15 protein-coding genes and 1 other RNA gene are annotated in these 13749 nt (G+C 59.8%); 5 read left to right on the top strand and 11 right to left on the bottom strand.

Features of this window, described 5'->3' with window-relative positions:
- Positions 1 to 21: 21 nt before the first annotated feature.
- From ABIE63_RS02455 to tkt, 11 genes are all read right to left on the bottom strand, one after another.
- Positions 22 to 1533, bottom strand: coding sequence for a peptidoglycan -binding protein (locus ABIE63_RS02455; protein ID WP_354502503.1), 1512 nt, complete (start codon positions 1531 to 1533; stop codon positions 22 to 24).
- A gap of 4 nt (positions 1534 to 1537) precedes the next feature.
- A complete protein-coding gene (locus tag ABIE63_RS02450) occupies positions 1538 to 2704 on the bottom strand; it encodes a flagellar motor protein MotA (protein ID WP_183415609.1) in 1167 nt (388 codons plus the stop codon).
- A gap of 195 nt (positions 2705 to 2899) precedes the next feature.
- Complete coding sequence (locus ABIE63_RS02445) at positions 2900 to 3850, bottom strand: OmpA family protein (RefSeq protein WP_354502501.1); 951 nt, start codon at positions 3848 to 3850, stop codon at positions 2900 to 2902.
- A gap of 68 nt (positions 3851 to 3918) precedes the next feature.
- Entirely contained in the window at positions 3919 to 4719 is an 801-nt protein-coding gene (locus ABIE63_RS02440) for an inositol monophosphatase family protein (RefSeq protein WP_183415607.1), read from the bottom strand.
- A gap of 84 nt (positions 4720 to 4803) precedes the next feature.
- Positions 4804 to 5370 carry an elongation factor P gene (gene efp, locus ABIE63_RS02435; protein ID WP_183415606.1) on the bottom strand — a complete coding sequence of 189 codons (567 nt, stop codon included), beginning with the start codon at positions 5368 to 5370 and terminating at the stop codon, positions 4804 to 4806.
- Positions 5371 to 5521: 151 nt separating this feature from the next.
- Complete coding sequence (locus ABIE63_RS02430) at positions 5522 to 6148, bottom strand: thiamine phosphate synthase (RefSeq protein WP_354502498.1); 627 nt, start codon at positions 6146 to 6148, stop codon at positions 5522 to 5524.
- Positions 6149 to 6165: 17 nt separating this feature from the next.
- On the bottom strand, positions 6166 to 7086 hold the full coding sequence (locus ABIE63_RS02425) for a class I fructose-bisphosphate aldolase (protein ID WP_354502496.1): 921 nt from the start codon (positions 7084 to 7086) through the stop codon (positions 6166 to 6168).
- A gap of 73 nt (positions 7087 to 7159) precedes the next feature.
- A complete protein-coding gene (locus ABIE63_RS02420) occupies positions 7160 to 7516 on the bottom strand; it encodes a hypothetical protein (protein WP_354502494.1) in 357 nt (118 codons plus the stop codon).
- 37 nt (positions 7517 to 7553) lie between these two features.
- Positions 7554 to 8006 (bottom strand): VOC family protein, encoded by a 453-nt coding sequence (locus ABIE63_RS02415; RefSeq protein WP_354502492.1) that lies wholly within the window; start codon positions 8004 to 8006, stop codon positions 7554 to 7556.
- 30 nt (positions 8007 to 8036) lie between these two features.
- The gene (gene gap, locus ABIE63_RS02410; RefSeq protein ID WP_183415602.1) at positions 8037 to 9044 is read right to left on the bottom strand and encodes a type I glyceraldehyde-3-phosphate dehydrogenase; all 1008 of its coding nucleotides are present in this window, start codon (positions 9042 to 9044) and stop codon (positions 8037 to 8039) included.
- 41 nt (positions 9045 to 9085) lie between these two features.
- Entirely contained in the window at positions 9086 to 11041 is a 1956-nt protein-coding gene (gene tkt, locus ABIE63_RS02405; protein ID WP_354502489.1) for a transketolase, read from the bottom strand.
- A gap of 295 nt (positions 11042 to 11336) precedes the next feature.
- On the opposite strand from tkt, the gene ABIE63_RS02400 reads away from it, so the two are divergent.
- From ABIE63_RS02400 to ABIE63_RS02380, 5 genes are all read left to right on the top strand, one after another.
- On the top strand, positions 11337 to 11579 hold the full coding sequence (locus tag ABIE63_RS02400; protein WP_183415600.1) for a hypothetical protein: 243 nt from the start codon (positions 11337 to 11339) through the stop codon (positions 11577 to 11579).
- A gap of 5 nt (positions 11580 to 11584) precedes the next feature.
- Positions 11585 to 11959 (top strand): cell division protein ZapA, encoded by a 375-nt coding sequence (locus ABIE63_RS02395; RefSeq protein ID WP_354502487.1) that lies wholly within the window; start codon positions 11585 to 11587, stop codon positions 11957 to 11959.
- 16 nt (positions 11960 to 11975) lie between these two features.
- Positions 11976 to 12133, top strand: a non-coding RNA gene (gene ssrS / locus ABIE63_RS02390) — 6S RNA.
- 108 nt (positions 12134 to 12241) lie between these two features.
- Entirely contained in the window at positions 12242 to 12841 is a 600-nt protein-coding gene (locus tag ABIE63_RS02385) for a 5-formyltetrahydrofolate cyclo-ligase (protein ID WP_354502485.1), read from the top strand.
- Positions 12838 to 13653 (top strand): TIGR00282 family metallophosphoesterase, encoded by an 816-nt coding sequence (locus ABIE63_RS02380; protein WP_354502483.1) that lies wholly within the window; start codon positions 12838 to 12840, stop codon positions 13651 to 13653. The genes ABIE63_RS02385 and ABIE63_RS02380 overlap by 4 nt, the downstream gene beginning before the upstream one ends.
- Positions 13654 to 13749: the final 96 nt, after the last annotated feature.

The following is a 13749-nucleotide window of genomic DNA, read 5'->3' as shown; positions in this document are numbered from 1 at the left end:
TCTCGTGCCGCAAAAAGGGCCTTAGCGCTCAGTCAGCTTGAACTCGATCCGCCGGTTCCGGCTGAGTGCGAGTTCGTTATCGCCGGTTGCGAGTGGCTGGTAGGGTCCAAATCCGGTGGCCGCGAGGCGCTCGGGCGCAATGCCCTCGGCAACCAGGAATTTGACGACCGACAGGGCACGCGCCGTTGATAGTTCCCAATTCGAGGGGAACTCCGGTGTGGCAATCGGTCGGCGGTCGGTGTGCCCGTCAACCCGCAGAATCCATTCAAGATCGGCGGGAATCTGAGCTGCGATCTCCTTTAATGTCTCGGCGAGTTGATGCAGTTGCGCGCGACCGTCTTCGCCGATCTCGGCCTCGGCGGTATTGAAGAGCACCTCTGATTGCAACACAAAACGATCGCCGACGATCCTGATATCCGGTCGATCACCCAGCGCTTCACGCAGACGGCCGAAGAACTCCGATCGATAGCGGGCGAGTTCTTGAACCTTGGTAGCAAGCGCTGCATTGAGGCGTTGCCCCAGATCGACGATCTGCACCTCCTGTTCGCGGTTGAGGGCTTCGGAAGCCTCCAAGGCCGCATTCAGGCTGGCAAGTTGACGGCGCAGGGCAGCCAGCTGCTGGTTCATCAGGCGAATTTGCGCCTTGGCTTCCTCGGTCATTTCCACCTGCCGCCCCAAAGCGCTGGTCGTGGAGACAAGCTGGTCACGCAAGGTTTCCAAATCACGGTCGGCATCTTCCTGGGCAGTGCGGGCGGCCTCGATCTTGGCGTCGAGAGCGGCGACCTCGCGTTGAAGCTGGTCACGCAGGTCACGCAGAATGGCAAGTTCTTCGACCTGTAGCGAAACCTTGCGTTCGCTCGCATCGATGGCCGCGTAGGCCTGTTCCAGCTCCTGGCGCAGTTCCTCTGTTGCCGCCTGACGCGATTCCAGCGTTGCTTGCAGTCCGGCAACTTCCTGGCGCAGGGAATCGCGCAATTCCCGGAGCGTCGCCAGCTCGGTGATCTGAACCTCAATCTTTTCCCTGTCGGCCTCAATCGTCTTGTAGGCGTCTTCGAGCTTTTGCGAGAGCTCGGCGGAAATGGCGATTCGGGCGTCGATGTCAGCCTGCAGGTCGCGATTCTGGTCCTGTAGTTTGGCGGTTTCGGCGTCCAGGATCACAATGCGTTGCTCGGACGCTTGGAGCTTGCCGCGCAATTCGTCGCGTTCTCCTGCAAGCGCCGCTAGCTGGTTAGTCAGGCTGTCGCGTGCTTTCAGGGAGCTTTGCAGTTCCGAGGATAGCTGCGCCACATTGACCCGAAGGTCCGCGTTGGCCGAGCGTTCCAGCGACAGCATCTCGGTTAGTTCCAATATCTCCGACTGTAGCCGTTTGAGCGCTTGTTCACGTCCCGACAGGGCCGTCGAGAGATAAAATTGAGCGACCACGAAGACCAACAGCACAAATATGATAACGAGCAGCAGTGTCGCCAGGGCATCCACGAAACCGGGCCAGATGTTGACCGCGCGTCGACCGCCGCCACGTCGAAGATTATACATGGGCCTAGCGCTCTGGATCCTCGGCCAGGGCCGCTATCGTGCGGGCCAAAAGCCGAATCTCGTTGCGCATCTCTTGAACGATCTCGCCGCGTCCCTTGCCGATTTCCCCGGCAATACGTTCCAAGCGGTAATCCATGGAGCGTATGTGGTCGCGTGTGGCGTCATCCATGCCACCGCCCGCCAGATCGGCTTCGGCCAGACGTTGCAAAACCGGGCGCAGTTGATGTTGGGTTTCCAGCAGCGACTTAAGCACCTGTTGCTCGCCGCGCATTTGATCGGTGATCTGTTGCATGCGCTCGGCCAACAACGCCAAGTCCCGATCCAGTGAGACACGGTTTTCTTCACCGCGTGCCATGATGCGTTGCAGATTGTCCAGGGAATCGGCGGTCTGCTCCAGCAAGGCCTGGATGTAAGCGGGAACGGAATGCTCGCCGTCGCCGATCGGGCCGCCGCCGCCAAGTTTGGTCAATCCGGACAGCCATTCTTCCAGGTCATTGACGAAGCGGTTGTGAGCTTGGCTTGCCTGTAGCTCTAGGAAGCCCAGAACCAGGGAACCGGCGAGGCCAAAAAGGGAGGAACTGAACGCCGTACCCATACCTGACAGCGGCGTTGCAAGTCCGCTTTTCAAATCCTGGAACAGGCCAGCTGCATCGCCGCCCTCGACGCTCAAGTTCTGGATTGTTTCTCCGACGGCGCCGACCGTTTCAAGCAAACCCCAGAAAGTCCCCAGCAAGCCCAAAAAGACCAGCAAGCCGATCAGGTAGCGGGAAATTTCGTGGACTTCCTCTATGCGGCTGGCAATGCCATCCAGTAGCGTGCGCAACGTCATGGCCGACAGGGTCAGGCGCCCCTTGCGCTCGCCCATCATTGTAACCATCGGTCCAAGCAAATGCGGTGCGCGTTCGGAGGTTACGCTACCCGGCATCACGAGATTCGGGCCATCGCGGCCTTCCTGCTGAAGCTTTTCAACGAAGCTGATCTCGGGAAAGAGCATCAAAACATTGCGGAAGATAAAGATGATGCCAAGCGCCAACACGAAAAGGATCAGGCCATTGAGCACAACGTTGGCTCCGAATGCGCCTGATAGCCTGGGATAGAGGGCCGCACCGGCGCCACCGACCAAAAGCAAGAAGATAACCATGCGGACGAGAAAACGGGTGGGGCGGTTCATTTCCGACTCTCTTGATGTTTGTTGTTCGCAATGCAGCTCATCGGTTCACGCGTCAGACAATTGCATGTTCGTGTGGCCCGGACAAAAAACCGATCCTAAGAAACGGCTCAGATCATGAGACCGTAGTAGGGCGAAATCGTGGCAACTTGCACTTGTCCCCTTAAGTCCGGCGACTTGTTCAATGCTACACGCCATTCAATTCGTCACCGGAACTATGTCTACACGGTCTACGGGACCCGACTCGAGGTTTGCGCCGAGCGGACGTATCTCCATACGTGTTGAACGTATGCCTTGCGCCACCAGAAACGAACGGACCGTCAATCCACGCGCCAAGGACAAACGCCTTGCGCGGTTGTCGTCTTCGCCGCCCTCGGAGGAAGCATAGGCAAGAACCTGAATTCGAAGCGAAGGGTCGGCGTTCATGCGATCGGCAACCTGGGCCAACAGAGCTTGGCCCGCATCGTCCAACTCGGATGACCCCTCTGCAAAGATCACCGAGGGTTCTGATGCCGGGGACGACTGTGCAATGGGCTCGACAACGGGCTCGGCAACGGGCTCGGCAATTGATTCGGGGACGGGTTCTGGCAGGGGCTCCTCGGCTGCGGCAGTTCCAGGTTCGGTGACAGGCTGGGCTTCAGCTGCGGTCTCGGGTTCAACCACAGGCTCGGGCTCAACCGCTGGCTCGGGTTGAACCGTTGGTTCGGCCTCCGCTGCGGTCTCAATCACAGGCTCGGCAACGGGTTCCACGGCGCTTTCCACGGCGGGCTCAGTTTTCGGCTCGACCGTCGGCTCGGCGATGGTTTGGAACTCTGGCTCTGCGGGCGGCGCGACATTTGGCGCCGGTTCAGCGACAGGTGTGGGCTCAACGGCCGGTACCGTCACTGGCGCCGTCACGGACTCAGCCACTGGGCTCGCGGCAGGCTCATTCGCGGGCGCAGGCTCCGCGACTGGTGCTGGCATAGGTACGGTAAGATGACTGCGCGGCGGTTCGGCAGGTGGCGGCTTCAAGGTTGCCGTCTGCGCCGCGAGGTCCGTTGTCATGAGAACCAGGAATGCAAAAAGCAACGCAAATGCCGGCGTTGCGGCGGCGGGCCTGGAACAGGATGCCGAAACTAGGGTGGTCGCTGTGGTCTTGCTTCTCGCCATGCCGGTCCGTCGTCCCCCAATTCATACTGCCGGGAAAGACTACGGCGACAGATCGCGCCGAACAACCGTTAAGCGCGGCTCTTCTTCCGTCCGATCAGCTTCTGTAGGTCGCGGTGCAGATGCGGGTTTGCCGCGAGGATGCTGGGACCGTCCAAGGCAAAGGTGCGGCCGTCCATCTGCGATACATAGCCGCCCGCTTCCCTGACGATCAGCACACCGGCGGCCCAATCCCAGGCCGCCAGGTCGCGTTCCCAATAGCCGTCATAACGTCCGGCGGCCACATAGGCGAGATCGAGCGATGCCACTCCCCAACGCCTGACGCCCGCGGTTTCGGCCATAACGGCTTCAAGCTCGGCCAGGAAGAGGCCGTGGTCGCGAACGCCCTTGAAGGGGATGCCGGTCGCCACAAGGGATTCGTCGAGACGCTTGCGCCCGGACACGCGTAGGCGGCGGTCATTGAGGTAGGCGCCCTTACCACGCTCGGCGACGAAAAGTTCTTCTTTGATCGGGTCATAAACGACGCCGGCAGTGACCTCGCCGCGCTCGACCAGCGCCAGAGATACTGCGAAATGCGGCAAACCATGCAGGAAGTTGGCCGTACCGTCCAAGGGGTCCACGACCCAGGTTGGCTCGTCGCCGGGCTTGGTGACGCCGCCCGCGGATTCCTCCATCAAAAAAGCGAACTCGGGTCGTGCAACACTGAGTTCCTGGCGGATGATCTCTTCCGCTTTCAGGTCCGACTGCGAAACGAAATCGGCTGGTCCCTTACGCGAGACCTGAAGGTTTTCCACTTCGCCGAAATCACGTCGCAAGCGACGGGCGGCCTTTGTGGCTGCCTTGACCATGACGTTGATGAGAGGAGAGCGCATAGGTAAATTGCTTTCTTGTCGCTATTGCCAGGATACCGCTGCCAATCAGCGCAGTGGTTGGTGCCTACCAGGCGTCTTTCGCCATCAATCCTTGGCGCGTTCCACATAGGCGGCATCGATCGTGTTGACCACGACTCGCGTGCCTACGCCGATATGTGGCGGCACCATGATCCTGACGCCGTTGTCGAGCACTGCGGGCTTGTAGGAGGAAGAGGCAGTCTGACCTTTGACCACCGCGTCCGCTTCTACGATTTCATGCACCACCGTTTCCGGCAGGGTGACACTAATCGGATCGTCCTCATAGCTTTCGATGGCAACCACCATACCCTCGCTGAGGAAAGGCAGAGGGTCGCCCACCAGTTCCGCATTGATCGATATCTGTTCGTAGGTTTCCTGGTCCATGAAGGTCAGGTGATCGCCGTCGGCGAAGAGAAACTGATAATCCTTTTGGTCAAGGCGCACGCGCTCGACCGACTCAGCCGAACGAAATCTCTCGTTGAGCTTGGTTCCGTCGCGCAGATCCTTCAACTCGACCTGTGCATAGGCGCCGCCTTTGCCGGGCTTCACATGCTGCACCTTCACCGCGCGCCAGATGCGTCCGTTATGCTCGATAACATTACCAGGACGGATTTCATTGCCGTCGATTTTCATCCGTGTACCTTCCGGGTTCAAACAGTCTTAGAAATGTAAAAGCGCGCGGAAGCTACCAGAAGGTCCACGCGCCCGCAATCCGCCTTGCGGTCAGGGGCAATGATCAAGCCAGTGGATCAAGCCAGTGTATCGAGTTCGGGAGCATTCTCCGCTATTCGCCGAGTTGTCGCTCAAACCAGGCAACCACGGAAGCCGGGCCATCGGGATCGTCCCAGACCACTTCTCCCAGTAGGATGAAATCCGCACCAGCTTGTGCCAGCCGTTCGGCATCCTGCAGGTTGTGCGCTCCAGCGGCGACACTCGGCAGAAGCATTGTTTCCTGCCACCAGGCAAGGGTTTCTGCCTCGGCGGTCTGACCATCCGCGGAAAGATCGCCGAACACCACATAATCGGCGCCACTTTCGCCAGCAACCATGGCGTCATGGCGAGAGCCGCCACATGCCGCTCCTACGATTGCGCCATCATCCAAAAAATCGCGAGCCTTTTGAACGGCCTTTCCGTCGCCGGAAACCTGCACGCCGTCGCAACCCGCCGCCTGTGCTTCCTCCAGGAAGCCCTCCACCAGGAACGCGCCATCGTGCTTTTGAACCAGAGGGCAAAACAGCGCGATCAGATCGCTGACAAGCGGCTTGGTAGCCTTGGGGCTGTCACAACGCAAAAGCACTGCCGCAATGTCGCCGCCCGCGAGCGCCGCCTCCAGTTGCGGCAGGAAGTCGGCCGCCGACAGGGTCCCCTCGACCAACGCCAGAGGCGTGGCGAGATAAAGGCGGCTACTCACCGGTGCGGTCTCCTATCCTACAGTTTGCCCTGATAGATCTTGATCACCGAATCGAGCAGGGCAAGCGCCTCGCTGCGGGGCCGCTGGAATGTGTTGCGTCCAATGATCGACCCATTCGCCCCACCGTCGCGCAGCGAACGGATTTCGTCCAGAAGACCCGCGGTATCCTTAGCGGCGCCGCCGGAGAAGACCACCACGCGGCGACCGTTAAAGGCAGATTGCATGACATGCTCAATGCGTTTCGATAGGGTCGATACGTCGATCTTCTGCTGCTCGTAAACCTTCTTGGCTTCGGCTTGCTCGATATGGTCCGTTGGCGGCTTGACCTTGATGATGGTGGCGCCAAGTAGGGCGGCCATATGTGCCGCGTATGCGGTCACGTCAACCGCCGTCTCGCCAGCCTTGGAAAGGTCCCCGCCGCGTGGGTAGGACCAAATGACGACGGCAAGGCCGCAGGACTTGGCTTCCTCGCTGAGTTCGCGAATCTCTTCCATCATCTCGAACTGGTAGTCGGACGCAGGATAGATGGTGAAGCCGATGGCCGAGCAGCCGAGGCGCAGGGCATCGCTGACCGAGGCGGTGATGGCCTGGTCTTTGGAAACTGCCCAGGAGTTCGAGCTGTTCATCTTCAGAATGGTCGGGATTGCCCCGGCAAAGCTGTCTGCACCTGCTTCAAGCATACCTAGTGGCGCTGCATAGGCGTTCAGCCCGGCGTCAACCGCCAACTGATAATGATAGGTGGGATCATAGGCCGCCGGATTGGGCGCGAAACTGCGCGCGGGCCCGTGCTCAAAGCCTTGGTCGACCGGCAGAATAACCAAGCGGCCAGTGCCACCGAGCTTGCCGTTCATGAGGATACGCGCGAGATTTCCCTTGGTGCCCGGGTTTTCACCCTCGTAGCTGGCTAGAATACGTTTGACACGCTGTGTAACGCGCATGGTTTCCCTCCTTGGTTATGTGCAGGCGGCGGTCCAGTTTCCGCGCTTTCAATAGCTGAGCCTCAGACCGAATTCAACGGCCAGAGAAATCCGTTTCCAAATCTGATCTTTGCAGGACACGCGCGCCAAGCTGGGCCGCAATCTCCTGCAGTTTGTGCAAAACTTCCTCCGGCCCCGAAAAGCAGATCGCTTTACAGCCCTCGTTCAGCGCCGCAAGAACGTAGCCTGCATCGTCCGCACAATCGAGCCAGGCATCGACTTCAATCTGCGGAAACGCCGTGCGCAACTGCTCCAGGAGCTTGAGCCACACCAAAGGCCCAATCTGACCCGCGGCGCCCGGTAGGGAGCGGACCCTGGCAACCGAGGACCCTTCCGCTTGCAGACTCCTTAGCAGCGCCTCTCCATCCTGGTAGCAGCTAATCTCCCGCATCTTCGTATACTGGTCCGTTGCTACGTACCTTCAAACGCTAATTGCTTGGAGGTGACGGTGGTCCCTTGAGTTCGACTGTGTTGCCTTCGGGGTCCTGGATGTAGATCGAGGGGCCGTAGCCGAGTGCGCCGTATCGTTTGGCAATCTCGCTCGGTTCGACACCCAAGCTGCGAAGGTGGGTCAAGATAGCGTCCGCGTCAAAGGGAACGACCTGCAAGCATACGTGGTCCAGATTGCGCCCCTCATCCCCCGGTGCGGCGCCACCTGGGCGACCCAACTCGCCGTCGACCTCAACCAGATCGATCAAGCATTCTCCGGCGCGCAGCTGATAAAGTCCAATAGCAGTCTGCTGACGCTCAAGGCGGCAACCGAGAACGTCCTGGTAGAACCCAATCATGCGATCCAGGTCGCTAACCCGAAGGACGATGTGATCGATGGCCTTGAGATTAATTGGGTTGGCTTTCCTACCCATCGCTTTCCCGCCGGTCATCGACCCATCTCCCACAAAGCCCGGGCTGCTCTAGAGCAAGCCGCCCATCACCACCGCGGTATCGCTCATGCGGTTGGAGAAGCCCCATTCGTTGTCGTACCAGGACATGACACGCACGAAGGTCTTATCCAAAACCTGTGTTTCATGCAGATCGACGGTCGAACTCGCCTTGTTGTGATTGAAGTCGACGGAAACCAGCGGCAGATTGTTGGTTTCCAACACGCCCTTGAGCGGGCCGGCCGCCGCTGCGGCGATCGCCTCATTGATCTCCTCGACGCTGGTACCCCGATTGGCTTCGAAGGTGAGGTCGATCAGGCTGACATTGGGCGTCGGGACGCGGATTGACGTACCGTCTAGCTTGCCTTTCAGCTCAGGCAGAACCAGGCCGACCGCGCGGGCAGCGCCGGTCGAGGTCGGAATCATGGAGACCGCCGCCGCGCGGGCGCGGGCCGGGTCCTTATGCAAGGTGTCGACGGTCTGCTGATCGCCGGTATAGGAGTGAACGGTCGTCATGAAACCGTGCTTGATGCCCACGGTCTGGTTAAGGACGTGAGCGACCGGCACAAGGCAGTTTGTGGTGCAAGAAGCGTTGGAGACGACAGTATGCCCGCGCTCCAGCTTCTGGTGGTTAACACCGTAAACGACGGTGAGATCTGCTTCGGTGGCCGGAGCGGAAACCAGAACCTTCTTTGCGCCGCCCTTCAGGTGGGCGCTGGCTTTTTCCTTGCTTGCGAAAATGCCCGTGCACTCCAGCACGATATCAACGCCGAGGTCGCCCCACGGCAAGCTGGCGGGATCGCGCTCGGACAGCACTTTGACTTCGTGACCATCGACCGTGATGCTTTGGTCGGTCGAGGAAACGGTTCCGGGATAACGGCCGTGCACGCTGTCGAAGGCCAGTAAGTGGGCGTTGTCCTTGGCGGAACCGAGGTCGTTGATGGCAACGAACTCGATATCGTTGCGCTTGGATTCCATGGCGGCGCGCATCACCAGACGGCCAATGCGCCCGAAACCGTTGATACCTACCCGAAGTGCCATTTTCTGCTTTCTCTCCTTCGCTACGCGCACAGTCTGCTACATCAGAGTGCGGCTTTTACTCGACGCACCACCTCATCAGCGGTGATCCTGAACTCCTTGTAGAGGGCATCGGCAGGTGCCGAAGCGCCAAAACCGGTCATGCCGACGAAACTGCCTTCCAATCCTATCCAGCGGTTCCAACCGAAACCGGAAGCCGCTTCCAGGGCGATGTGAAGTGTTCCCGGCCCCAGTACCTCGTCGCGGTAGTGCGCGGGTTGCTCCAGGAACAGTTCCCAGCAGGGCATGGACACGACGGCTGCGGAAATACCCATTTCCTGAAGTTTCCCCCGCGCCTCGCAGGCGATCGCGACCTCTGAGCCAGACGCGATGAGCGTGACCGCGCGCTGCCCATCTTCCGCCGTTTGAAGAATATAGGCGCCGTGGGCGCAGTAATTCTCGCCGGAATCGACGCGAAGGGTCGGCAGGCCCTGGCGTGTCAGCGCCAGCACCGACGGCCGATCCTGTTGCTCCAGCGCAAGCTGCCAACATTCAGCCGTTTCAATCGCGTCACACGGCCGCATCACCAAGAGATTGGGAATGGCCCGCAGGCTTGCAAGGTGCTCGACCGGCTGATGGGTCGGGCCGTCTTCGCCAAGGCCGATCGAATCGTGGGTCATGACATAGACGACGCGTTGCTTCATCAAGGCCGAGAGACGAATGGACGGTCGGCAATAATCGGTAAAGACCAGGAAAGTGCCGCCATAGGGGATAATGCCGCCATGCAGCGCCAAGCCATTCATTGCGGCCGCCATACCATGTTCGCGCACGCCGTAATGAATATAGCCACCAGAGAAGTCTTCGGCGGTCACGGGTTGCTGGCTTTTGGCGCGGGTGTTGTTCGATCCCGTCAAGTCGGCGGACCCGCCGACGAGACCCGGCAGGGCATCGGCAATGCAGTCGAGCACCTGTTGTGAAGAAACGCGCGTGGCCGCTTTGGGCTTGTTGGCGACGACCTCCTCCTTGAATTTTTCCAGTGCAGCCGTCCAGCCTTCGGGTAGCTTGCCGGCCATCTGGTCGGAGAAGCGCTTGCGTTGCTCCGGATCGCGGGCCGCCAGCCGCGCGTCCCAGGCCGTTGCTTCGGCTGCGCCGCGTGCACCAGCGGCGCGCCAGGCGTCAAGCACATCCGCGGGAATTACAAAGGGCTCGTGCGGCCAGCCCAGTTTTTCCCGCGCACCGGCAATTTCCTCGTCACCGAGCGGCGCACCGTGGGTTTTCTCCGAGCCTGCTTTGGTCGGGGCGCCGAAACCGATGGTGGTGCGGCAGGCAATCATCGTCGGCAGGTCGCTGCCCTTTGCCTGTTCGATGGCCTGAGCAACCGCTTTGGGGTCGTGGCCGTCTACCGAAAGAGTGTTCCAGCCTGCCGCCTCGAACCGCTTCGGTTGGTCCACCGTATCAGTCAGCGTGACCGGGCCGTCGATTGAAATGCCATTGTCGTCGAAGAGGACGATCAGCTTGTTGAGCTTTAGATGCCCGGCCAGTGCGATGGCTTCGTGACTGATGCCCTCCATCAGGCAGCCGTCGCCGACCAAGCAGTAGGTATAATGATCTACCAGGTCCGCGCCGAATCGACTCGCCAATAGGCGCTCGGCCATGGCCATGCCGACAGCGTTCCCCAACCCCTGACCAAGTGGCCCGGTGGTGGTTTCGATACCGGCCGCATGGCCATACTCCGGATGGCCCGCAGTCCGGCTTCCTAGCTGGCGGAAGTTTTTCAAGTCCTCCAGCGTCATATCCTTGTATCCGGTCAGGTGGAGCAGGCTGTAAAGCAACATCGACCCGTGACCAGCCGATAGCACGAAGCGATCTCTATCTGGCCAATCAGGGCGTTGCGAGTCGTACTTAAGAAATTGCCTAAAAAGAACGGTCGCGACATCGGCCATACCCATGGGCATTCCGGGGTGGCCGGAATTGGCGCGTTGGACGGCATCCATGGAGAGAAATCTTATGGCGTTTGCCATGTCCTGGTGGGACACCTTTTGGGAAACCATTTGGCTATAAGTCCGTTGTTCGTGGGGCCGTCAATCGTGTGGGCAAGCCGACAAGCGTGGGCCCAAGCCCGCCAACGCCCAGTGGTCCTACTGCCTTCGCGAATAGGGGGGAAGATGCCGATGCCATGGCCAAGCGTCAACCGGCAACTTGTCCCTATATGTTGCTCCTTGTTGCGATTGGTTGACCAATTGGCTCAACACAAACTATCCTGTGTGCGGCTTTTGGTGTTCAAAGCCTATAGTTAGGGGAAGTTCCTCACGCGCCATGTCACAGTTGAACGACAAGTTAAATCGCCTTGATGGCGTTATCGGTCGGCTTGAAGAGATCATCGGTTCCGCCGGGTCGGCGGGAGGGTCGGTGAGTCGGCTCGTGGCTGAGGCTGGAGCGGTGCCCGCGGCCGTCAGTGCAAGCGATGCCGAATCGGAGGCTTTACGCGAGAGTATGGAGGGGATCGTGGATCGCCTCGACGACACCATTCAGCGCTTGCGCACAATCCTGGAGAACTGAAGGCGATGGCTCAGGTAACCTTGACGGTCAACGGCCGTAATTACGAAGTGGCCTGTGGCGACGGTGAGGAAGAGCGCATCCGCAGCCTGTCCCGTGAGATCGATGCCAGGGTGCGGGCGATGGCCGAAGCGGTCGGGCAGGTGGGCGAGGCGCGATTGCTTTTGATGACAAGCTTGATCCTGGCCGACGAGATGAAGGAATTGAGTGCCGGAGGTGGTGGTAATGGCACTGCGAACGGCACAACGGTGAACGAGGAAAAGTTGAACGAGCGCGAAAACGCCATCGCGGCCGAGGAAAAGAGACTCTCGGAAATGGTTGTTCAGCTCGATTCTTATGCCGAACGACTGGAAACTATTGCCGAAAGGCTCGTACAAGCCTAACTATGCCCATGGAAGCGGCGTGCTGCGTGGTGCGTTAGGCCATTCGATCCCTGGGGCCAATATCGAAACTCTAGGGAGCTGTCCCTGCCGGAGCCGTGGTTCCGGTATATGGCGCCCACCTGCTTAGGCAGGCCACAGAGGATGATGCAAGCCGACGGCCGACGTGGCACCCGCTTTCAATTTCCAGTGTCTATCCGACCAGGACTGCTGCCAGGGCGGATTGGACTTCACGAAGCGAAAAACCTTTCCACCGAATTGTGATCGGGCGACGAGGAAACGGCGATGGGCCACGCATTGGATGACGAAAAGGCGCTCCTTCGCCGTGAACTTTTCCAACGTCGCAAGGAAGCCGCGGCCAATGCGCCAGAGGCTGGACGATATGTCGCGGAGCGCATAGCGCGTGATATCCCTTTGCCAATCGAGGCGCCGATTTCCGGGTTTTGGCCCATGGGGAGCGAGATAGATATTCGGCCCTTACTGGAGCAACTGAACGGAAAGGGTCATCCCGTCGGGCTGCCGGTTGTGGCACACAAGTCGGCACCCCTCATCTTCCGTCGCTGGCAAACGGGAGACAACCTGGTCTCCGGAGGTTTCGGCACCAGCATACCCGATCCCAATCAGCCGGAGATCGAACCTCGGGTGCTTTTTGTTCCACTGCTGGCCTTCGACCGGCAGGGCTACCGCCTGGGATACGGCGGCGGGTTTTATGACCGCACGCTTGAACGCCTCAGGCGCATCGGCCCGCGCCTTGCGGTGGGTGTTGCCTTTGCTGCCCAGGAGGTTGCGGAGGTCCCGCGCGACCGATATGACCAGAAGCTGGACGTCATCGTGACCGAGCAGGAAGTCATCTCTATCGACATGAAGAAAGTCGGACGAACATGAGAATTCTTTTCCTGGGAGATATTGTCGGACGTCCCGGCCGGGACGCCGTTGCCAAACACCTCCCCGATCTTCGCCGTGAACTCAAAACCGATGTCGTGATTGCCAACGGCGAGAACGCGGCGGCTGGATTTGGAATTACCGAAAAGATCTGCAACGAACTTTATGCAGTCGGCGTCGATATCATCACCGGAGGGAACCATTCCTGGGACCAACGCGAGGCGCTGGCCTTTATCCAGGACCAGCCCAAGCTCCTGCGCCCCCATAACTACCCGCAAGGAACGCCTGGGCGTGGCGTGGCGAACTATGAGATAGGACGTGGGCGCAAGTTGCTGGTGATCAATGTCATGGGCCGCCTGTTCATGGACCCTCTCGATGATCCATTTGCCTCGGTGGAGGCGGTGCTTTCCAGCGTGCGCCTGGGCGCGACGACAAACGCTATCCTGCTGGACTTTCACGCCGAAGCGACTTCGGAAAAAATGGCCATGGGTCACTTCGTTGACGGCAAGGTTTCGCTGTGTGTCGGAACCCACACTCACGTACCCACCGCGGACACGATGATCCTCCCCGGCGGTACGGCCTACCAAACCGACGCGGGGATGTGTGGAGATTATGATTCCGTCATCGGCATGGATAAGGGCGTGCCGGTGCAGCGGTTCCGGCGCAAGCTGCCAACAGACCGTTTATCGGTTGCCAGTGGCGAAGGCACGCTATGCGGCCTGTTCGTCGAGACCGACGACAGCAGCGGGCACGCCATCTCCGCCCAGCCGATACGCCGCGGCGGAAAGCTCCAGGCCACACCGCCGCTGGATTGACCGGAAAAGCTACGACAAGGCCAGTTTAGATCTGCAACATAGCCAGTTCATGGTCCCGGTCATGTTGAATGGTAGGTCCGTGACGGGCTTTCGAGC

The sequence above is a fragment of the Limibacillus sp. MBR-115 genome (assembly GCF_040549425.1).
GTDB lineage: Bacteria > Pseudomonadota > Alphaproteobacteria > Kiloniellales > CECT-8803 > Limibacillus > Limibacillus halophilus.
Note: the sequence above shows the minus strand (reverse complement) of the source record. Positions and strands in the feature narration are given on the sequence as shown.